Below are 20,643 nucleotides of genomic sequence, written 5' to 3'. Positions count from 1 at the left end.
CTGGCGCCTGGCGTGGTCAGCCTGGCGTGGTCAACCAGCTGGCAGGTGATAGCGCGTGGCCCGGGCTCGGCCAGTGCTGTCGATCTTGCCCATCTTCTTCATCCACGCGAGATAGCCGCGGAGCTCGACCACGTCGACATCGACGACCTTGGCGAGCTGGCCGATGGTCTTCGGCTCGTGGCCGACGGCGTCGATGATCTGGCGGTAGAGCCGGGCCTCGCGGCTCTCCGGGGAGGCGTTATTGGCGGCCGGCGTGGCGGCGTTCACCGTCACGCCGGAGTGACTGGTGTGGCCGCCTGGGCCGCTGTGACTGGCTGCACCCGGGCTCCGACGAGCGCCCGCTGCGGGGACGAAGCCGGTCAGCGCCTCACGCAGCTCGTGGAGGGTGAGCTCGCGGATCGAGGTGCCTGCTTCGCTGCTGAGGAGCTCGTGCAAGGTGGTCTGTGCCGGCATCTTGGCCACGGTGTTGATCGCGGCTTTGCGCAGCAGGTTGGCACGGTTCTGCCGGAGCGCAGACTCGAAGAGCTGGGCGATCTCTGTCATGGGGCCACCATGGATCGCGGCGCAATGCGTCGCGCGAAACACGAGAGTACAAGCACGGGGAGGAGAGACGTAGCGGCAAATGGCCGCGATTGCAAGGCCCCGCGAGCCCCCAGCGATCTGTTCGCTGAGCCAATTATCGGGGGCCAATTACTGGCAGGTCTGGAAGCCGAGGTCGATGTACGTTGGGCTGCCGCAGAGAAAGCAACACGTGTCACAGCTGCCGGTGCCGTCGAGGTTCAAGCCCCAGACGGTGTCCCCTGCGGCGCCCGCCATGCAGATCGTCTCGCCGTCGAAGCACTGAATGGTCTGGAAGTCCTCGGCGCCGATGCCAGTGGTGACAAAAGTGGAGGTCGCGTCGGGCCAGGCCCAGTCGCGATCCTGGGCGTACAGCCGCCACTCGATGTCGAGGCCGTCGTCACAATCGTCGGTGATCAGCCACTCCTGGAACACCGGCTTGCTGCACACAGCGACGGCCTCGTCGGCGCTGTTGGGACAGTCAGGCTGACCGTCGCAGACGCGGGCCTCGGGCATGCATCCAGCGTTCGCACCGCACACGGCGATGTGGTCGAGCTCGCAGTAGCAGGCGCCCTCCGAGCAGTACGCGTTCTGCCCGCAGTCGACCTTGCAGGTGGCGTCGACCGCCGGCGTGACATCGACGCAGCCGTCGTAGGGGTTGCCGTCGTAGCCAGCGTCGCAGTAACAGTCCGCGTTCTCGCCACAGGTGGCATGGTTGCCGCACACGACCTCGGCGCAGGTCTTGTAGTCCTCGGGGCCGCCGTAGAGCACACAGCCAGCGCCGAGGGAGGCGGTTGCGAGGAAGGCGAGGAGCGAGGGGATCAGGGACCTGGAACTGCGTGGCATGGCGAACCGTCCGTGACGCTGCGCACAACCGGCATTTCAACCGGCGTGTCTGTCGAGGGTGATACCACAGCGTGCGCCGTCCGGGGCCATCGGGCAACGCAGAGGTCGCGGGGTTGACGGCGAAGGACCGGGCGGACCAGGCTGCCGTGGCGATGGCGAACCGGCTTGTGTCCCTCCGCGACCGCGACCGCGCGCACCTGTGGCACCCCGCGACCCACTTCGCCGACCTCGATCGCTTGCCCCCCATCGCCATCGAACGCGCCCTCGGCTGCTGGCTGTACGACGAGTCGGGCGGGCGGCTGCTCGACGCGATCGCGTCGTGGTGGACCTGCGTCCACGGGCACGGCCACCCGGCGATCGTCGCGGCGATCCGCGCCCAGTCGGAGCACCTCGACCACGTGATGTTCGCCGGCTTCACGCATGCGCCGGCGGTCGAACTCGCCGAGTCTCTGCTGGAGCTCGCGCCGCCGGGGCTCGGCAAGGTGTTTTTCGCCGACTGCGGCTCGGCGGCGGTGGAGGTGGCGCTCAAGCTCAGTTATCAGCGACACCAGCAGATCGGCGAACCACGGCGCCGACGCTTCGCCACGCTGCGCAACAGCTACCACGGCGAGACCCTCGGGGCGTTGGCGCTGTGCGGCAGCGGGCCCTATCGTGACAGCTTCGCGCCGCTGCTCTTCGACGCGCTGGAGCTGCCGGCGCCGGCCTTCCCGGCGCACCGCCCGGAGGACAGCGATGGCGATCTAGGGGCGGACACACCCGAAGCGGACGCCGCGGTCGCGCTGCTGGAGCAGCACGCCGCGGAGCTCAGCGCGGTGGTGATCGAGCCGCTGGTGCAGTGCGCCGGGCGCATGACGATGACCGGTACTGGCTTCTACCGCCGACTCGCGGGGGCCGCACATGGGCTGGGGATCGACGTCATCGCCGACGAGATCGCGGTCGGCTTCGGCCGCACCGGACGCCTGTTCGCGTCGAGCTGGGCCGGCGTGACGCCCGACTTCCTGTGCCTGAGCAAGGGCCTCGCCGGGGTGCTGCCGCTGGCGGCGGTGTTGATCCGGGCCGGCTTCGAGGACGCGTTCACCGGGGCACCGAGCCGCAGCTTCCTGCACAGCCACACCTTCACGGCCAACCCGATCACGTGCGCCGCGGCGCTTGCTGGCCTGCGCCTGTTTCGAGACGGCGACCTGCTCGCGCGCCTGCCCGAGCGAGTGGCCGCGATGGCGACGCGCCGCGAGGCGGTCACCGCGGCCTGCCCGGCGATCGTGCAGCAACGCCAGATCGGGATGATCAGCGCGTTCCAGGTCGACCCCTCGCGCACGCCGGCCGACGGCCGCCTCGGGCTGCGCCTGCGGGCGGCTGCGCTCGAGCGCGGGGTCCTGCTGCGACCGCTGCACGACACGATCTACTGGCTTCCGCCGCTGGTGATCGACGACGCGGAGCTCGACGTCCTCGCCGATGTGACGATCGCGGCCGTCCACGCGGCGCTGGCCTGAACTATCATGTCGGGCATGCGCCGAGTCCTGCTCGCCGTCGTCGCCGCGGCGTCCTGCGTCAGCGGGCCGGATCCCGACCTCGAGATCGACCTCGGCCGCATCTGCGCCCGCATCGCCCTCGAGGTGCGCGACCCGGCGCTGCTGCCAGGCTGGCAGGTGCACGCGCTGGCGATCGAACGCAGCGAGGGGGCGCGCGCGTGGGCGCTGGCGACCGACGGCGAGGGTCGACTGCAACTGGTTGCATCGCCCGACGGAGCTGCGCACGACTTCTCCGAGATCGGCACGATCGCCGAGCTGCAGCTGGTACCGGGTGCGATCGAGGGCGAGACCTGGGTGCTGCTCGACCGTCCCAACGAGGCGCAGGTGTGGCGGGTGAGCGACAGCGAGGACGGGGATCTCGTCGCCGGCCCGCGCCTCGTCGACTTCCCGGCGGCCGGTAACTGGACGCGCAGGCTCGTGTTCCTCGATCAAGTCGCCCACGTCCTTGCGGTGCCGTACAGCGGCGATGCCAGCACGGTCGAGGTGATGCTCTCGCGTCTCGACGACACGCTCGCGCCTGAGCCGGCGCTTGGCTTGCCGTTGTGGCAAGCCTGTCCTGAAGGCCAGATCGATGAGATGCTCCCGTGCCAGCCGCCACTGCTGAGCGGCCCGATCGAGCTCGAGCTGCTCGGCACCACCGAGGGGGGCAGCGTGGGCGGAGCAGCGGCGCTGATCGGGATGTACTCCTCGAAGATGTCCGACCCACCGGCGACGACGGCCGTGTACACCACGCTGGTGGCGAACGTGGAGCTGCGCTCGCTCGGGCCCGATCAGCCGCCGACGATGCTGCGCCGCGACCTGCCGTACTGGACCACGACCGGACCGGTCGTGGTGTCGCCGGCGTTCATCGCTACCGACCGCGACGCGCTGTACTGGCTCGCCGGGCTGGTGCCACTCACCGACGACGCGACCTTGCCGGAGCAGGACTTCCTGTACCGGGCCGGCCGCGACGACGCGACCGGACAGGCGCGGATCATGGCCACGGCGCGCAAGGAGCTGAGCTCACACCTGCTGCAGATCGGCGGCCGCGTGGCGCTGGGGCAGATCCAGGGCCAGGCGTGGACGATCGCGCCGATCGACGAGAAGGGCGTCGATGTCGATCGCACCGGCGCGCTCACCCTCGATCCCGGGGCCCAGGTGTCGCTCGCCGGCCGGGGCCAGTTCCTCGTGCGCGCCGATGGGGGCTCGCGCCGGGTCGCGGCCGCCTGCGACCACGAGTGAGCCAACGACAAAGGGCGCACCGCGGAGTTCCGCGGCGCGCCCCTGGGTTGCCATCGGTGGGTGGCGCTACTTCTTGGCCTTCACACGAGCGTCGGCGTCGGCCGGCCGGAAGAACGAGCGGGTCGGGATCGCGGCCGGGGTGCCATCCTTGCCGACGGCCCAGCTGGCCTGGACCAGCACCGACTTGGTGTGGAACGAGCGAATCTCGATCTTGTACTCGCCGGGCTCGAGGTTGACGAGCTCGCACACCTCGACGGCCTCGGCGTGAACGCCGTCATTATCGACGACCAGAGTATCCTCGATCAGCAGCTGCGAGCCGTCACTGCTCTTGGTGCACAGCTTGTACTCGTCGCCAGCGGTGATGTTGATCGTGCCGGTGAAACGCAGCGCGGTCGGGGTCGCTACGGTCGCCGGGATGCCCGCCAGCGGGGTGCTGCCGGTTGCGTCGACCGTGGCGGCGATGAAGATGCTGCTCGGCCCGGCGAACGTGGTGAGGTCCGGGAGCTTCGTCGTGGTCGCCTCGATGGCGAACGCCTCGGCCAGCAGGCCATTCACGTCGACGCGACCCTTGCGGGTCGGCTTGACCTTGGGATCAGCCGCGGGCTCCTCCGGCTTGGGCGGCTTGGCGGCGGCGATCTTCTTCACCACCTTGGGCTTGAGCCCGACAGACTTGGTGCTGGTCGAGTCGCGGCCCTTGGCGGTGTGGGGCGCAGCGCCGCCATCGGTCGCCGGCTCGGTGCCGCCAGAGCCAGACCCGGTGCCGCCATTCGGCGCGCTGCCGACGTCGTAGTTGACCTTGCCAGCATCGGGGTTCTGGGGGGTGGAGGTCGCGGAAGAGGTGGCACAACCAGCCATCAGCCCAAAACTCGCTACCAGGATCAGAGTATTGCGGATCATCGGGAAGTCCTCGTGGAGGTCGGAAATTCAGGGGCGGTAGACGCCCGGGTTTGGACGGGATTCAGGCGGTGCAGGTTGGACGTCGAGACAAGTCGCTCGAGCGCGCCACCTGAGCCCGCGCGGCGGACAAGTGTACGGCGAGGTCCAGGCGAGACCAGCATCTTTTTTGGCGTCACACGGTCGCTTCCTGGCCCGTGATTGCTGTCACGATGCTCGGCTCGGAGGGGTGCCGCGATGGACCTGCGCGCGTGAGTCGAGTATCCAGGGCTCTGGCATGACGACGCCACACCAGCGCCAGCGCGAGTTCGCACGCTGCGCCGAACGGCCTGCAGGAGGTCGAGGGTGACGTATTTTCTCGCGTTCATCCTGTTGATCGGGCCGCTGATCTTCATCCACGAGCTCGGTCACTTGCTGGCGGCGAAGCTCGTCGGGGTCAAGGCTGTGCGCTTCTCGCTGGGCTTCGGTCCGGCGCTGGCGCGGGTGCAGATCGGGGAGACGGAGTACCGCATCGCTCCGATCCCGCTCGGCGGCTATGTGACCCTGCTGGGCGCGTCGCCGGACGAGGAGCTGAGCCCGCAGGACGCCGACCGGGCGCTGCGCAACAAACCGCTGTGGGCCCGCTACCTGGTCCTCGGGGCAGGTCCGGCGTTCAACCTGCTGCTCCCGCTGTTCATCTACTTCGCGTTCTTCCTCGGGCACACCGTGGTGGCACCGCCGATCATCGGCACCGTGCTCGACGACTCGGCGGCGGCGGCCTCGGACCTACAGTCGGGCGATCGCATCGTGGCGATCGAGGGCGATGACATCCACGCGTGGCAGGAGATGCAGGACCGCGTACGTGTCGCCCCGGGCCGCGAGCTTCGCCTGCAGATCGAGCGCGACGGGGTCCGCTTCGACCGCTTCGTCACGCCGCGCAAGAGCGTGGCGAAGAACATGGTGGGCGAACACGAGGCGCGCGGCCTGCTCGGGGTGACCCAGTGGGTCTACGCGCCGCAGATAGGGATCATCGACACCGACTCCCCGGCCCACGCCGAGGGCCTGCAGACCGGTGACATCATCACCTCGGTCAACGGCGAGCCGGTCGAGACGATCGAGGGTCTCGAGCGAGAGCTCGAGCGCAGCCGCGACGGCGCGCTGCGCCTCACCTACCTGCGGCCCCAGGCCGTGCGCGGCGAGCTCGGTCGCTACTTGTGGTTCGACTCGTACCACGCGCGCCTGCTGCCACGGCACGAGCGCGGGCAGAGCACCGGGCTGTTGCCGGCCAACACCTTCGTCCGCACGGTCGAGCCGGACTCGCCGGCCGCGAAGGCGGGCATCGCTCCGGGCGACCGGGTGCTCGCGGTGGCTGATCGACCGGTGACGCGCTGGGAGACGGTCGCGGTGCTGCTCGATCGTCAGGGCGAGCAACCACTGGCGTTGACGGTGCAGTCGCCTGGCCAGGCGCCGCGCGAAGTGCAGGTCACGCAGGAGATCCGCAGCTACCGCGGGCTCTACAAGGACGCGCGCAGCTACCTGTGGTTCGGGGCCGAGCCCTACCACAGCCGCATGACGCCGCCGCCCGAGCCGATCCGCGGGCGCTTCACGTACGCGATGCGCTCGGCGCTGACGACCACCGGGTCGATGTTGATGATGATGTGGACGACCCTGCGGCAGATGGTGACCGGCGAGCGCGGCGTGGAGGAGCTGAGCTCGGTGGTCGGCATCTTCGACGTCGCTGGCACGGCCGCCAACCAGGGCTGGGCCGAGTTCCTGCGGCTGATGGCGCTGCTCAGCATCAACCTCGGCTTCGTCAACCTGCTACCGATCCCGATCCTCGACGGTGGGCACCTGATGTTCTTCACGATCGAGGCGCTGCGCCGCCGACCGCTCAGCCAGCGGGCGCGGGAGATCGCCAGCGCGATCGGTCTGGTCATCATCCTGCTGCTCCTCCTCATCGCCCTGCGCAACGACGTGATGCGCATCTGGATGGACTGATGTCGACCTGGCTGCTGGCGCTGGACACCTCGACGCCGTGCACGGCGCTCGCCCTTGGGCGGGTCGGCGGCGACGCGGACGGACTGGTCGCGCAGGCGACCCACGACGATCGCGCGGCGCCGGCCTCAAGTCTGCTCGCGCCGAGGATCTCCGCGCTGCTCGAGGAGGCGGGCATCACACCGCGCCAGCTCGGAGCGATCGCCTGCGGCGTGGGGCCGGGCACCTTCACCGGCACCCGCGTGGCGCTGGCGACGGCGAAGGGGCTGGCCTTCGCCCTCCCCTGCCCGCTGTTCGCGCTCAGCACCCTGGCGAGCCTGGCCGGCGGGGCGACGCGCGACGGCGAGGTGCTGGCGCTGCTCGACGCGCGACGCGGCGAGGTCTACGCGGCTCGCTTCGTACTCGCGGAGGAGGGACCGCGGGCACTGGGCGAGCCGCGCTGCTGTCCGATCGGACAGGTCCTCACGGACATGGTCGATGCGCCAGGCATCCAGGTCGTGGGACCAGGCGCGGCGGCCTACGCGGAGGCGCTGGCTGGCTTCGCGCTGCAGACGACGCCGGGCGTCGACGGGCGCGGGCTGTGGCGGGCGGCCGCCCGGGCCTTCAGGCGCGATCAACCCGCCGAGATCGATCACGTCGACGCGCTGTACCTGCGGGCCAGCTACGCCGAGCTCGGGACGAACACCCCGCGCCGGCCGCCGTACCGCTCGCCCTTCGTGTGAGGCTGTCTCTCGGGCCAGCTACGCCGAGCTCGGGACGAACACCCGGCGCCGGCCGCCGTACCGCTCGCCCTTCGTGTGAGGCTGTCTCTCGGGCCAGCTAGTCCCGGCGTCGGCGGATGAGCACGAGCAGCGCCAGCAACATGGGGGCGCTCGGCCTTTTCTTCAGGTCACACGCGCAGCCGCCAGTTTCGCCTGGGGTCTCCTCGGGGGAACCGCTGCTGCTGCTGCCCGGAGCGCCGCCGGTGGGCGCGGCGGTGCTGCCGCTGCTCGCGTCGAGGCCGGTGGTGGGCTCGGGGCCGGTGGTCGGGGCGGACGAGGGATCGTCGCGCAGCCACAGGTGGCTGGTGATCGTGCGTGGCTGGCCGTCGACGATCACCTCGGCGCGCCAGCGGTCCTCTCCGGTGGCGGGCGCGGTGGCCTGCACGCTGGCGACGAAGGGGTCGTCGTCGATCGGGATCGGGGGCATCCCCTGGCCGTTGCGGAGGAAGCGGACGCTGCTGCCCGCGGGCGCGCCGGTGACCGTGGCCTGCAGGGTGACGGCGTCGGCGGTGATGGTGTCGCCGATCGGGGAGACATCGGCGGCGAGCTCGAGCATCGGATCGCCGGGTCCCTGCAGCTTGACCACGGTGCGACCCGCGGTGATGCCCGCGAGCAGCGCGGGGGTGCTGAGCTCGTCGGCGTAGATCATCGTGGTGGGGTCGCCGACGGGGCTGTCGAAGGCGCCGAGGTCCTTCCCAGCGCGGTGGTCGTCGCTGCCGCCGATCGCCGCGAGGTGACGGCCCTCGCCGCACAGCTTGTCCCAGAAGGCGATGCTATCGTCGGTGAGGTACTTACCGGCCTTGTCGAGCCCGCCCGTTGCGACCTCGACGGCGGCGAGCTCGGCCGGGATCTCGTGCTTCCAGGCGCAGCCGATGCACACGTCGCCGAGGTCGAGCGCCGGGTGGTTGATCGAGAACAACGCGCCCTGGGCGGCGTAGGCCGCGGCTGCGGCGGCGATCGTGACGCCGGGCTGGCCGATCTTGTGGTCGACCCAAGCGGTCGCGCCGATCGCGTTGGCGTGGCCCGCGTAGGTGGTGAACTCGCTGCCCGGGACGAACAGAAGCTCCGACTGTTCGGCCTGGGCGGCGGCGAAGAACTCGAGCTGGGTGAGGGTGTTATGGTCGCTGATCTCGACGAAGTCGAGGCCGCGGCTGCGCGCGAGGGCGGCGATCTCGGCGAGCGGGGGCTTGGCGTCGCCGCTCTCGCGCGAGTGGACGTGGAAGTCGCCGGCGTACCAGCGCGGACCGCCGCCGAGGCCCGCGAAGGGCTGGTAGGGGGCGCGCTCGGGCTGCGGCGCGAGGCTCGGCGCGTCGCGCAGGATCACCGTGAGGGCGTAGCTCGCGGGGGTCTCGACGAGCTTCGCCTTGCCGACGACGACCCGCCACTCGCCCGCGGCGATCGGGCCGGCGACGTAGCTGCGCGAGGCGGCGGCGAGGCCGACGACGGCGGGCTCGCTGTTGCCGCCACCCCAGCCGCGAAAGCCCGCGGGGTCGTTGAGGCCCCAGTCGAGGATGTTGGCGTCGGAGAGGTCATCGTGCTGCACCTCGATCTCGACGGTGCCGGGCGGGACGTCGAAGGGCACGAAGAAGTGGTCGAGGCCGCCGTCAGGGACGGCGCCATCGAGGACAATCTTGGTCTCGCCGGCGAGGGCCGGGGTGGCGAGGAGCGAGCCGCAAAGCAGGGTCAGGAGGCGCACTGCGGCAGCTTAGCGCAATCTCGCGCGCGGCGGTCAATCCTTCGGGACGATGCTGAGCCAGTTGAGCATCGTGTACTCGTCCATCTGGCCCGCCTCGAGGGTGAGGTTGCCATCGCTGACCATCACGTCGATCGAGGCGACGCGGTAGGGCTCGGCCATCGTGGTGGGGACCGAGTCGAACAGCGGAGTGCCCTCGACGATGACGCGGTGCTTCGGGTAGTCCTTGCCGTGCCAGCCGACCGAGACGGTGACGGTGTAGAGGCCGGGCTCGATGTCCCAGTTGAAGGTGTCGGTGCGGCCGTAGTCGTTGTAGAGGATGCTGCGCTGCAGCTCATCGACGGGGGCATCAGCGAGGTACTGGGCCTTCATGATCGCGGGATCGCCGATGTAGGGGCCCGACCAGCCGAAGCCCTGTTCGACGGCGTAGGGGACCCAGCCGACCTTCTGCCAGGTCTGGCCGTCGACCTGCAGCGGGTCCGTGGCGGGCTCGCCGGCGGGGTCCTGAAAGTTCAGGTAGTACGGGGCCCGCTTGTGCACGCCGGGGGCGTTCGTCATGAGCAGCGGACAGCCGCTGCGCGCACCCTCGAGGTAGAAGCCGAGCTCGTCGCGCAGGTGCTGCAGGCCCGAGGCGTCGCGGGTGTAGGCGGTGGTCGAGGAGACGGCGCTGGCGACCGAGACGTCGCAGCCGACGACCTCGGCCGGGGTCGCGGGATAGTTGCCGCCGGCGGCGAGGCGGAGGTACTCGTGGTCCTCGATGCCCTCGCGCAGCAGCTCCCAGCGGATGCTGGTGACGAGCGCGTCGCCCTGGGGGGGGTAGAGGAGGAAGCCGTCGCCGTTCTGATTGGTGCCCTGCGGGCGCGGGTCGGCGATCGGGTCGGCGCCCCAGCCGGTGACGGAGTAGTAGGCGAAGCCGCGGATGCGAAACTTCCAGGCGGCCCAGTGGGCGACGCGGGTCTCGACGCCGGCGTGATCGATGGTGATCGGGTTGAAGTGCGGCGGGAGGTCGCCGTAGAGGAAGTACCACCACACCTGCTCGCCGAGGGCCTGACGCGTGGCGGCGTAGACGGGCTCGAAGGCGGAGAGGTTGGCCCACCACAGGTCGTAGTGGTTGCCGGCGATCTGCGGGTGCTCGGCGATCTCGGGTTTGGGCTCCTCGCTGATCGCCAGGCGCAGGTTGGGCGCGGCGCTGCGGGTGAGGGTCGCCAGGTAGGCGGCGGTGTCGTAGTCGACGGGGCCCTGGGGCTCGTTCTGCGTGTAGTAGTAGGCCTTGCCGGCCCAGCCCTTGCCGACCAGGTAGGCGTCGAGAGCGGTCAGCATCTTCGACCAGGCGGCGTTGTACTCGGCGGTGCCGACGTGGTCGGGGCCGCGGTCGACGTCGCAGAAGAGCTGCGGCCGCGGCGTGCTGTTGTCGACGAAGGTCATGGCCTGGAACGACGGGAAGCCGACGCCGTTCCAGCCGACGCCGTCGATGTACTTCGGGCCGAGCGACGAGATGTCGTAGTCGTTGACCTCCTCCTTGAACACGCCGGCGGCGCAGTCGTAGATGATGCCGCCGTTGTAGTTGGTGCCCGCCGGCCAGGCGACCGACGATGGGACCAGTCGGTGGGCGAAGAAGAAGTCCTTGAGCAGCTCGACGCGCTCGAGGCTGGCGCCGCCGCCGAGGGCCTCGAAGCTGGTGTTCCAGTTGCCGTCGAAGCCGAGCTGGGCCGGGATGGCGAAGTTGAAGACGTGGAGCTGGACCGGGACCTCGTGGGCGAGGCCGGCGATGGTCACCGTGATGGTGGCGTTGTAGTCGCCGGCGAGGGCGTCGGCGGGGACCTGCGCGGTGAACCACAGCGGCTGGTTGCTCGCGGCGCTGACAGCCACGGGGGTGCCGAAGGCGATCGGGACCAACGGGTCGGGGATCTGGCCGCTGAGGATCGCGCCCGGGTCGGAGGGGGCGGCGATGTTCACGTAGTCGACGCGGTGCAGCGTCACCGCGGGGAGCGGGCCGGGTCCGCTGAAATCGGAGACGCTGACGCTGACCATGGCGTCGGTGTCGCTGCGCACGACCAGCTGGAAGGGCTCGTACTCGTTGCGGGCGGCGTGGATCTGGATCGCGGGGGCGGTGGCCTCGGGCGGGGCCGCCTCGCGCAGGACCTTGTCCATCGTCGTCGCGGTCCACAGGGTCGCGCCCGCGGGCGAGGGCAGGCGAAAGCTCATCATGCCGACGGGGGTGCAGTCGGTGCACACGGGGTCGCCGGTGGTCGGCTCGTCGCCGCTGCTGGCCGAGCCGCCGCCGGTGCCCCCAGTCTCGCTGCCGCCGTCGTTGCCGTCGCCGCCCTTGCACGCGGCGAGCAGGAGACACAGGGCGATCGACCGCGAGGCTTCCACGTGCGGCCAGGGTATCACCCGCGAGCGGGCACGGGCGCTCAGCCGAACGGCGAGAGCGGGTAGCGGGTGCAGACGCCGCTCTTGATCGCGCCGCCGACCGCGGCCGCGAAGCTGAGCTTGTCGCTCGCGACCTCGTCGATGTCGAACACGACCCCGCCGGTGGCGCTCGGCAGCGAGGGCCGGCCGCGGTGGCGGGTGAACAGGCCCGGGCGGACGTCGAGGCACTCGCACTGACCGCCGATCTTTGCGGCGAAGCTGAACATGCGGACCTCCGCCGCGCGCAGGGCCGTGACGGTCGCTTGGTAGCTGTGCTGGATCTGCTGCCCGCTCTGGACCGCGGGGGCCTCGCCGAAGTCGTCGTCGGTGGCGTGGACGATCATCCGCAGGGTGGTGTCGGCGGGTCGCCAGGCGAAGCCGGTGGCGGCGCTGTGGAGGGCGTCGAGGCTGTTCTCGGGCCAGTCGAGGTTGGCGGCCTCGCTGCCGATCTGGCGGTTGCTGCTGGTGAAGGCCTGCCAGTGCGCGAGGTCCCGCTGCACGGCGGCGAGGTCGACGTAGGGCTGGCCCTGGTTGCCGAGCTGGACGTCGTCGACGAAGACGACGAGGCCGTAGCGAGTGTCGAGGCCGGCCGCCCGCGCCTCGGCGTCGACCTGCGCGAGCTGCTGCTCGATGCGGCCGAGCATGAAATTCATGGTGGTCGAGACGTCGACGACGAAGACGACGTCGAGCTGGCGCTTCTTGCTGATCGTGGGGTCGTCGCAGCGGTCCTCGGGGGCGACCGCGGCGAGCCCGTCGGCGGTGCCACGCAGCACGGCGACGCCGGCCTCGCCGTGGCTGTGCGGGCCAGCCTGCGGAGGCGGCGGCGGGCTGTCCCCGGGGACAGGTGTGTCGCTGGTGCCGGGGCCCATGATCGCCTCGACGAAGCTGTCGTCGGCCGGCTCGTCGAGCTCGACGAGCTCGGGCCTGGGCTGATCGTGGAGCTCGCGGACCACGAGCTCGTCGCCGACGGTCGGACGGGCGCTGACGCCCTCGCCCGTGCCGCCGCCACCCAGGCCGCCAGCACCACCGTCCGCGAGGCCGAAGGCGAGGCCAGGGGCGTCCGGGCTGCGCTCGGCCATCACGTCGGATGCCACCGTACCGCCGACCACGCCGCCGACCACACCGCCGACCACGGCTTCGTCGAACACACCGCCGAGCTCGTCGCTTTCCAGCGAGCCGAGCAGCATCGCGGTGACCTCGGGCTCGGGGGCGCGGCGCTTGCGGGCTCGCGGCGGTGCGTCGGCGACGGGCACGGCGACGGGCGGGGGCAAGAGCGCGGCGAGGCTGGCAAGCGCGGGCGGCTCGGGCGACGGCGGAGCGACGGGCACAGGCACGGGCAGCCAACGGACGTCGACGATCGGTACAGGCTCCACCGCGGTGGCGAACATCGCCCGCACCAGGGCCGAGTCCTCGGGCGCGTCGGGCTCGCCCTTGACCTCGAGGGTGTTGACCGGCGCCTCACTGCGGACCAGCAAGATCATGCCGGCGACCAGGCCGGCGCCGAGAGCCAGCTGGCGACCGAGCTCGCGGACGTTGAGCAGCGTGCCGAGCGGGAGGCGATCGAACTGCTGGCGACGCAGCTCGAGGGTGATCTCCGGGTGAGCGACGAAATGCAGCTCGGCGCGCTCGCCCACGCTGAGGGTCGTGCCGTCGGTCTCCTGCACGGGCTCGGGCTCGCCGTCGCGGTGGACCAGACCGGTGAGTCCGGGCACGCCGAGGAGGCGCTCGCCCTGCGCGAGCAAGGCGCTGCCGCCGAGGCCCGGCACGACCAGCGTGCACGCGGGATCTTCGCCCACACGCAGCGGAGCGCCGTCGCGGACGCTGCACTCGGCGACGCTGCGACCGCGAAACAGCAGGCTGACGCCCCATCCCTGGGCCCTGGCGGCGGTTTTCGTCATGGTGGGGCAGCCAACGTAGCGCGCGGCCGCCGGATTCACCAGCCGGGTCTCCGGGCAGCTCGCGCCCACGGCCATGCGTGTGAGCTAGGCCCCCCGGGCACGTCCGGAGCGCCGCGCGGGGCCGGGAAGTGGTAGAACGCCCGGCCGTGTTCGAGACATTATCGAAGGGTTTCCGGGCCGCGCGCGAGCGTTTGACTGGCAAAGGCGAGTTGACCGAGGACGTGGTCAACGCCGCTCTGAAGGACGTGCGCCTGAGCTTGCTCGAGGCGGACGTCGAGTTCGGGGTGGTCAAGCGCTTCTTGCAGGCGGTCAAAGAGAAGGCGCTCGGCGAGAAGGTGCAGCTGGTCGCGAAGAAGCAGAGCGAGACGCTGCGGGTCCGCGCCGAGGACCACTTCGTCAAGATCTGCCACGACGAGCTGATCGCGCTGATGGGTCCGGTGGACACCTCGCTGTCGCGGGCGCGCAAGGGCGTCACGGGCATCATGATGGTGGGCCTGCAGGGCTCGGGCAAGACGACCACCACCGGCAAGCTCGCGCGCAAGCTGCAGAAGGCCGGCTACAAGGTGATGCTGGTGGCCGCGGACGTGTACCGTCCGGCCGCGGTGCACCAGCTCAAGGTGCTGGGCGAGAAGCTCGGTTTGCCGGTGTTCTCGATCGACGGGGCCAACCCGGTCGACATCTGCGCCGACGCGACCGACACCGCCGCGGCCGAGAACTACGACTTCGTCATCTACGACACCGCCGGTCGCCTGACGATCGACGCCGTGTTGATGCAGGAGCTCGCGGACATCAAGACGCGGGTCCAGCCGTCGAACATCTTCCTGGTGATCGACGCGATGATTGGCCAGGACGCGGTGACCACCGCGAAGGCCTTCGACGAGAAGCTCGACGTCACCGGCGTGATCCTGACCAAGCTCGACGGCGACGCCCGCGGCGGCGCGGCGCTGTCGGTGAAGGCGGTCACCGGCAAGCCGATCAAGTTCCTCGGCATCGGCGAGCAGCTCGACAAGCTCGACGAGTTCCGCCCCGAGGGTCTGGCCGGGCGCATCCTAGGGATGGGCGACCTGGTCGGGCTGATGAACGACTTCCAGGAGGTCGTCGACGAGGAGACGGCCGCGAAGGACGCCGAGAAGATGCTCTCGGGCAAGTTCTCGATGGATGACTTCCTGACCCAGATCAAGAACATCCAGAGCATGGGCAGCCTCAAGGACATCATGGAGAAGATGCCCCTGGCCAGCATGTTCGGGATCGAGATCCCGCCGGAGGCGATGCAGCAAGCCACGGACGACAAGGAGCTCGGCAAGGTCGAGGCGATGATCCGCTCGATGACGAAGGCGGAGCGCAACGAGCCGGAGCTGTTCTTCGACAAGGATCCGAAGCAGTCGGCCGCGGCCAAACTCAGCCGGCGCAAGCGGCGTGACCCGGCGGCCGGCATGCCCGACCCCAACAACATGAAGCCCGAGGACTTCGTGCAGAGCCGCGTCGCCCGGGTGGCCCGCGGCAGCGCGCGCACGGAGGACGAGGTCCGTGGGCTCATCGCCCGCTTCATCAGCATGCGCGACATGTTCGGCATGATGGGCGGCATGTTCGGCGGGCTCATCCCGGGCATGCCCGGCGGTGATCAGAAGCGCGGCGGCCTCGGCGGGCTGATGGACAAGATCCCCGGGATGGGCAGCCTCAAGCAGCTCAACGCGCTGCGCAAGCTGGCCCAGAACCCGGAGGCGCTGAGCTCGATGTTCGGCGGCGGCGGCATGCCGGGAATGGGCGGACTGCCGGGCATGGGCGGCATGCCGGGCATGGGCGGCATGCCGGGCATGGGTGGGCTGCCAGGCATGCCGGGGCTGCCGGGTGGACAACAGGGCGCGCCGAACCTCGGTGGGCATGGCGGCATGGGCGGGCACCCGGGCGCGCCGAAGGGTGCCATCGACTACAAGGCGATCGCGGCGAAGCGCAAGGCGGAGAAGCTGGCGCGCAAGAAGAACCGCCGCAAGTGAGGCGGCCACGTTCACGGCGCTGCCGTGAACGTGACAGACGCTCGCGTCACGGCGTCGGCGACCGCGGTTATTGAGCTGGGTGCCGCGTGTGCGAGCTCAGTTGACGCCGCGCTCGCCGTCGTCGTCGACGTCGTCGGGGCCGAGCGGACGGGTGATGCGGTAGGCCCCGCCGAGCCAGTTGCCGAGGTCAATCGTCTGACAGCGCTTGGAGCAGAACGGGCGCCAGGCGAAGTCGTCCGGCGCGTCGCGGATCTGCTTGCGGCAGATGGGGCAGCGAATATGCACGCGCGCCCCCTGGCCCTCAGATCGCGGGCGTGACGCCCATCTCGGTGAGCAGGTGGTCGGCGTTGTCGACCGCGTCCATCACCCACAGCACGTAGCGGATGTCGACGTGGATCGAGCGGGTGATCGCCGGCATGAACACCCAGTCGCTGGCCATCGCCTCGATGTTGCCGTCGAACACGAGGCCGGTCAGCTCGCCGGCGGCGTTGAGGGTGGACGATCCCGAGTTGCCGCCGGTGATGTCGAGGTCGGTGAGGTAGTTGACCGGGACCTCGCCGAGGGTCGGGTCAACATAGGGCCCGAACTTCTTGGCGGCCACGGCGTCGAGCAGCGCCTTCGGGGCGTTGAAGGGCTCCTCCCCGGTGTGCTTGGCGACGACCTCGGAGAGCTTCGTGAACGGGGTGTAGACCGGCGCGCCGGGCTGCGGGCTGTAGCCGCGGATGGTGCCGAAGGTGATGCGCAGGGTGCCGTTGGCGTCGGGCGCGAGGGTGCCGCCGGAGTAGGTCTGGAGCGCCTCGATGTAGCGGGGACGCAGGGCCGCGAGCGCGCCGGCCTGGGCCTCGCTGCGGGCCTTGTAGGCGTCGACCACCGGCTTGACCTTGAGCGCGAGCTTGATGAAGGGGTCCTTGCTCTTCGCCAGGCTCGCCGGGGTCGCCGTCTTGAGCAGATCGATGCGGGCCTTCGAGTCGCCGAGCTTGCTTGTCTTGTAGAGCGCGGTCAGGGCGCGATCGATGTCGGCGTCGCTGGCCTTGCCGGCGCCGAGCACCGCGGCGAGGACCTCGGGGCGTTCGGCCTCCGGCAGCTTGGCGGCGCGCTGCAGGTAGAGCTTGAACACCGCGCGGTCCATGTCCGGATCGTAGGAGCTCTGCATGGCCTGGAAGCCCTGCTCGAGGTCCTTGGCGTCGCGCTCCTGGAAGCCGAGCTTGCGCTCGGGGTCTGGCTTCTGGCGCTCGTCGGCGAGCTTGACGATCGTGTCGGCGACGCCGAGCAGCTGGGAGCCGCGCAGGAGCTCGTCCTGGGCCATGTCGTGCTCGCGGGTCCGGGCCCGCTCCTGGCTGAGCGCCGCCATCTTGGCGAGCACGTCGCCGTACTTGGCCTTGCGCGCCACGTCGCTGTCGATCCACTTCTGCAGCTCGCCCTCGAGGCGGGCCTTCTCGGCCGCGACGCCACCCTTGACCAGGCCGTCGCGCACGCCCTTGAAGTTGGTGAGGTAGTTGTGGAGGTTGCGCAGGCGGGAGGCGCCCTTGATCGCGACGTCGGGCCGGTCCTTGCCGATCGTCTCGAGCACGGCGATGTGCTCCTCGTAGAGCGCGATCTGGCGGCTGTAGTACCAGTCGGCGGCCTGCTGCGCCTCGGCGGCGGTCTTGAGCCGCTGGGTCCGACCGGGGTAGCCGGCGACCATGACGAAGCCGTCGGCCGCGGCCTTGGTGGTGGCGACCTTCAGGTGGTGAGCCGGCTTGTAGGGGACGTTGTCGGGGCTGAAGTCGGCCGGCTTGCCGTCCTTGCCGACGTAGGCGCGGAGGAACGAGAAGTCGCCGGTGTGCCGGGGCCAGCGCCAGTTGTCGACCTCGCCGCCGTAGTTGCCGATGCCCGCGGCCGGGGCGTACACGAGGCGCACGTCACGGATCTCGGCCTGTTCGATCTGGAAGAACTGCGCGCCCTCGAAGAAGCTGGCCACCGAGCAGGCGACCTCGGGGCGGCCGTTCTCGCAGGTGTTGACGATCTGCTTGCGGCGCTCCTCGATCTGCTTGTAGCGATCCTTGTCGTCGGTGACGGCCTCGAGGCCGCCGAGCACCTTGTCACTCACGTCGGTGAAGGCCGTGGTGACCCACACCCGCGCGGTCGGTCCGCCCGACTTCTCGTCGGCGCGGGTCGCCGCGAGGTAGCCCTCCTTGAGCAGGTTCTTCTCCGGGGTGGCGTTGTGCTGCAGGTAGCGGGTGACACAGTGGTGGTTGGTGATGAGCAGGCCGTCCGGCGAGACGAAGGAGGCCGTACAGCCGCCGAGGCTGACGACCGCGTTGAGCGGGAAGGCGGTCGGGTCGGTGAGGGCTTTCGGGTCGTAGCTGACGCCGAGCTTCTTCAAGGTGTCGGCGTGCTGCGCCATCTGACGGGGCATCCACATGCCGCCGGGGTTCTGGAACTTGAAGGCCGCGGGCGTGGTGTCGCCGCCCGCCTGCACCTCGCTGCCGCTGCCGCCGGGGTTCGCGGAGTCAGCCTTGCTGCCATTGCAGGCCAGCAAGAGCAGAGACGAGAAGGCGATGGAGAGCTTGGAACGCACGCACGACATGGCATTGACAGGTATCAGATCTACGCGTGCGCTGGGCAGTCCCGGGCCCGTGAGTCGCCGCCGGGGGCCAGCGCGAAACCCGGACCGCGGCTCGCGGGTCTTCCTCCTGCGCTCCGCTGCGACCACGCGCTGTGGCGGGGCCGTGAGCAAGGTCCCCGCAGCAGACCGGGGCCGCTGCCAGGCCGCGGGACAGCGCCGACGTGTAGGCTACCGGCACGTGCCAAGGCCCCGTGTATCGCTGCTGGTCGGCAACCCGACCGCCCGCTCCGGCAAGGCCGCCGCGGCGATCGAGGCGGCGATGACGGGCTTGCAGACAGCGCGGCTGCAGCCGGAATTCTTCTCGACGCTGCCCGAGGGCGCCACTGTGGCCGCGCTGGCGCAGCGGCTCGAGAAGGGGGACGTGGCCCGTGTCATCTACCTCGGCGGCGACGGGACCTTCGCGGAGACGGCGAAGGGCATCATCCTGGCGCGCGAGCAATATGGGGTCGACGCGCCGATGGGCATGCTGCCGATGGGCACGGCCAACGACCAGGGCCGATCGTTCGGCGTGCACTCGGGGGTCAAGGCGCTCGGCGCCAACATCAAGGTGATCGCCACGGGGATCGAACAGTGGCTCGACGTCGGCAAGGTCGAGGCCTTCGACCCCGCGGGCGAGCTGCTGCTGCGCGACCTGTGGTTCGACAGCTGGGGCCTCGGCCTGTCGGCGCAGATCCTCGCCAAGCGCAACCGCGAGCGGGAGTTCGTGAAGCGGATCCCGGTCGTGCGTCAGATCTACCGTGACAAGCTGGTCTACATCCGGGCCGGCCTGTCGAGCTACCTCAAGAACGTGTTCAAGTCGTTGATCGGGCGCGCCCGCTTCGCCGCCGAGATCCGCATCGACGACCGCACGCTGCGCTTCGACGGCGTCAACGACATCGTCGTCAAGGGCACGCTGCTCTACGGCGGCGACTGGATCTTCGCGCCGGACGGCAAGCCCGACGACGGCAAATTCGAGGTCATCATCGTCAAGAACAACGCCGACTGGGGCGCCGCGGCGATCGGCGCCCACAAGCGCAACCCGGTCACGCGCGACGACCTCGCCGTGCTCGGCCTGCCGCAGCGCGAGATCCCCAGCGGCCGCGTGGTGGAGATCCGGGTCACGCGCCCGGAGGGCATGCCGCCGCTGCAGGCCCAGATCGACGGCGAGGAGTTCATCCCCGCGGACCACTACCGCATCGAGAACCTCTACCACTACCTCCGCATCCTCGTCCCCGAGGACGCGCACTGGGTCTAGCTCCGTGGCCTCCCCTCGCCTCCTCCTCTCGGTCCTCCCCGTCCTGTTCACGGCGTCGTGCGGCGACGAGCTGCGCAACACGATCGGCGAGCGCCTGCAGCAGCGCCTCACCGACAGCGAGCGGCCGGTCGCCGCCGGGGCCGAGCTGCCGCCGGAGCTGATCAGCAACAAGCTGAGCCTCTTCGTCGACTGCGCCAACAGCACGCGGGTGCCGCTCTACGCGGGGTTTCGCGAGGTGAACGCGGCCCAGGCGGCGGGCAAGAAGGCGCGCGCCGAGTCGATCACGCCGGTGCTCGACGAGTGGCTCGAGCCCTGCGTGAAGGCGCAGCGCGAGGGTCCGCTGCTGCAGCCGCCCCTGGTCGAACTCGAGGCCGCGGCCGCCGACTACCTGGCCAAGGCGCGCGAGCTGGCGGCGGCGATCGGGGTGGTGCGGGCGAGCCTGTCCGAAAAGCCAGGCGAAGGCGACCCGCCGCCGACCGACCCGAACACCCGCTTCGCCGCGGCCTTCACCCGCTGGGATGACGCGCGCCAGCAGCTCGACCGCGAGATCGACCGCCAGCAGGCCAGCGTCGACGAGCAGGTGCTGGCCGAGGTCGAACGCCGCAGCGGAAAAGGCCTCGAGTGGCACGCGCGCGACATGATGCGCGCGGCCCGGCCCTACGTGCGCTGCCTCGGCGACCACGACGAGATCACGGCCAAGATCTGCGCGGGGCTCTACACGCCCTTCGAGCAGGCCCACAAGGCGTTCATGGCGGTCCACGACGCCGACCCGGCCGCCGCGGCGAAGGTGTTCTGGATGAGCCAGTTCGTCGCCAGCCTCGGGGAATACCGCAGCTCCGCCGACGCCCTGCGCGCGGGCCTGCAGGACAACAAGGCCCGCGCCGGCGACATCGGCGAGGCCGTCCGCGAGTACAACGACCTCGTCCGCGACTTCGCGGCGCTCAACTTCGCCGCCGCCAACAGCCCGTCCCAAAGCCCGTCCCAAAGCCCGTCCCAAAGCCCGTCCCAAAGCCCGTCCTGA

15 protein-coding genes are annotated in these 20,643 nt (G+C 70.4%); 7 read left to right on the top strand and 8 right to left on the bottom strand.

What is annotated here, in order from left to right; translation table 11 throughout:
- Positions 1 to 30 precede the first annotated feature (30 nt).
- Together IPJ59_RS21630 and IPJ59_RS21625 are read right to left on the bottom strand one after the other, a co-directional pair.
- Positions 31 to 543 carry a hypothetical protein gene (locus tag IPJ59_RS21630; protein WP_293251278.1) on the bottom strand — a complete coding sequence of 171 codons (513 nt, stop codon included), beginning with the start codon at positions 541 to 543 and terminating at the stop codon, positions 31 to 33.
- 147 nt (positions 544 to 690) lie between these two features.
- Complete coding sequence (locus tag IPJ59_RS21625) at positions 691 to 1,404, bottom strand: hypothetical protein (RefSeq protein WP_293273132.1); 714 nt, start codon at positions 1,402 to 1,404, stop codon at positions 691 to 693.
- A 152-nt stretch (positions 1,405 to 1,556) separates the two neighbouring features.
- On the opposite strand from IPJ59_RS21625, the gene bioA reads away from it, so the two are divergent.
- Positions 1,557 to 2,894: an adenosylmethionine--8-amino-7-oxononanoate transaminase gene (gene bioA / locus IPJ59_RS21620; protein ID WP_293273131.1), complete on the top strand. Its 1,338-nt coding sequence runs from the start codon at positions 1,557 to 1,559 to the stop codon at positions 2,892 to 2,894.
- A gap of 15 nt (positions 2,895 to 2,909) precedes the next feature.
- Complete coding sequence (locus IPJ59_RS21615) at positions 2,910 to 4,154, top strand: hypothetical protein (RefSeq protein WP_293251272.1); 1,245 nt, start codon at positions 2,910 to 2,912, stop codon at positions 4,152 to 4,154.
- Positions 4,155 to 4,220: 66 nt separating this feature from the next.
- On the opposite strand, the gene IPJ59_RS21610 is transcribed toward IPJ59_RS21615, so the two are convergent.
- Entirely contained in the window at positions 4,221 to 5,051 is an 831-nt protein-coding gene (locus tag IPJ59_RS21610; protein WP_293273130.1) for a PA14 domain-containing protein, read from the bottom strand.
- Positions 5,052 to 5,393: 342 nt separating this feature from the next.
- Here IPJ59_RS21610 and rseP point away from each other — a divergent pair, with 342 nt between their 5' ends.
- The gene (rseP, locus tag IPJ59_RS21605) at positions 5,394 to 7,025 is read left to right on the top strand and encodes an RIP metalloprotease RseP (RefSeq protein WP_293251268.1); all 1,632 of its coding nucleotides are present in this window, start codon (positions 5,394 to 5,396) and stop codon (positions 7,023 to 7,025) included.
- Positions 7,025 to 7,744, top strand: a complete 720-nt coding sequence (tsaB, locus tag IPJ59_RS21600) for a tRNA (adenosine(37)-N6)-threonylcarbamoyltransferase complex dimerization subunit type 1 TsaB (RefSeq protein WP_293251266.1) — start codon at positions 7,025 to 7,027, stop codon at positions 7,742 to 7,744. Before rseP ends, tsaB begins: the two co-directional genes overlap by 1 nt.
- A gap of 97 nt (positions 7,745 to 7,841) precedes the next feature.
- Here tsaB and IPJ59_RS21595 read toward each other — a convergent pair whose 3' ends face one another.
- From IPJ59_RS21595 to IPJ59_RS21585, 3 genes are read right to left on the bottom strand one after another with little or no spacing between them, the layout of a single operon-like run.
- The gene (locus tag IPJ59_RS21595; RefSeq protein ID WP_293273129.1) at positions 7,842 to 9,479 is read right to left on the bottom strand and encodes a CehA/McbA family metallohydrolase; all 1,638 of its coding nucleotides are present in this window, start codon (positions 9,477 to 9,479) and stop codon (positions 7,842 to 7,844) included.
- Between the two features lie 33 nt (positions 9,480 to 9,512).
- Positions 9,513 to 11,852, bottom strand: coding sequence for a DUF4091 domain-containing protein (locus IPJ59_RS21590; protein WP_293273128.1), 2,340 nt, complete (start codon positions 11,850 to 11,852; stop codon positions 9,513 to 9,515).
- A gap of 38 nt (positions 11,853 to 11,890) precedes the next feature.
- Positions 11,891 to 13,786 carry a vWA domain-containing protein gene (locus IPJ59_RS21585; protein WP_293273127.1) on the bottom strand — a complete coding sequence of 632 codons (1,896 nt, stop codon included), beginning with the start codon at positions 13,784 to 13,786 and terminating at the stop codon, positions 11,891 to 11,893.
- A 146-nt stretch (positions 13,787 to 13,932) separates the two neighbouring features.
- Here IPJ59_RS21585 and IPJ59_RS21580 point away from each other — a divergent pair, with 146 nt between their 5' ends.
- Complete coding sequence (locus IPJ59_RS21580; protein ID WP_293273126.1) at positions 13,933 to 15,780, top strand: signal recognition particle protein; 1,848 nt, start codon at positions 13,933 to 13,935, stop codon at positions 15,778 to 15,780.
- Positions 15,781 to 15,876: 96 nt separating this feature from the next.
- Here IPJ59_RS21580 and IPJ59_RS21575 read toward each other — a convergent pair whose 3' ends face one another.
- Both IPJ59_RS21575 and IPJ59_RS21570 read right to left on the bottom strand, forming a co-directional pair.
- The gene (locus IPJ59_RS21575; protein ID WP_293251254.1) at positions 15,877 to 16,065 is read right to left on the bottom strand and encodes a DNA gyrase inhibitor YacG; all 189 of its coding nucleotides are present in this window, start codon (positions 16,063 to 16,065) and stop codon (positions 15,877 to 15,879) included.
- A gap of 16 nt (positions 16,066 to 16,081) precedes the next feature.
- A complete protein-coding gene (locus tag IPJ59_RS21570; RefSeq protein WP_293273125.1) occupies positions 16,082 to 18,349 on the bottom strand; it encodes a S46 family peptidase in 2,268 nt (755 codons plus the stop codon).
- 217 nt (positions 18,350 to 18,566) lie between these two features.
- Between IPJ59_RS21570 and IPJ59_RS21565 the strand changes: the two genes are divergently transcribed.
- Positions 18,567 to 19,622 (top strand): diacylglycerol/lipid kinase family protein, encoded by a 1,056-nt coding sequence (locus tag IPJ59_RS21565; RefSeq protein WP_293251250.1) that lies wholly within the window; start codon positions 18,567 to 18,569, stop codon positions 19,620 to 19,622.
- 4 nt (positions 19,623 to 19,626) lie between these two features.
- Positions 19,627 to 20,643, top strand: a complete 1,017-nt coding sequence (locus IPJ59_RS21560) for a YiiG family protein (RefSeq protein ID WP_293251249.1) — start codon at positions 19,627 to 19,629, stop codon at positions 20,641 to 20,643.

Origin of the sequence: Nannocystis sp., assembly GCF_016714285.1 — a bacterium.
Lineage (GTDB): Bacteria > Myxococcota_A > Polyangia > Nannocystales > Nannocystaceae > Nannocystis.
Note: the sequence above shows the minus strand (reverse complement) of the source record. Positions and strands in the feature narration are given on the sequence as shown.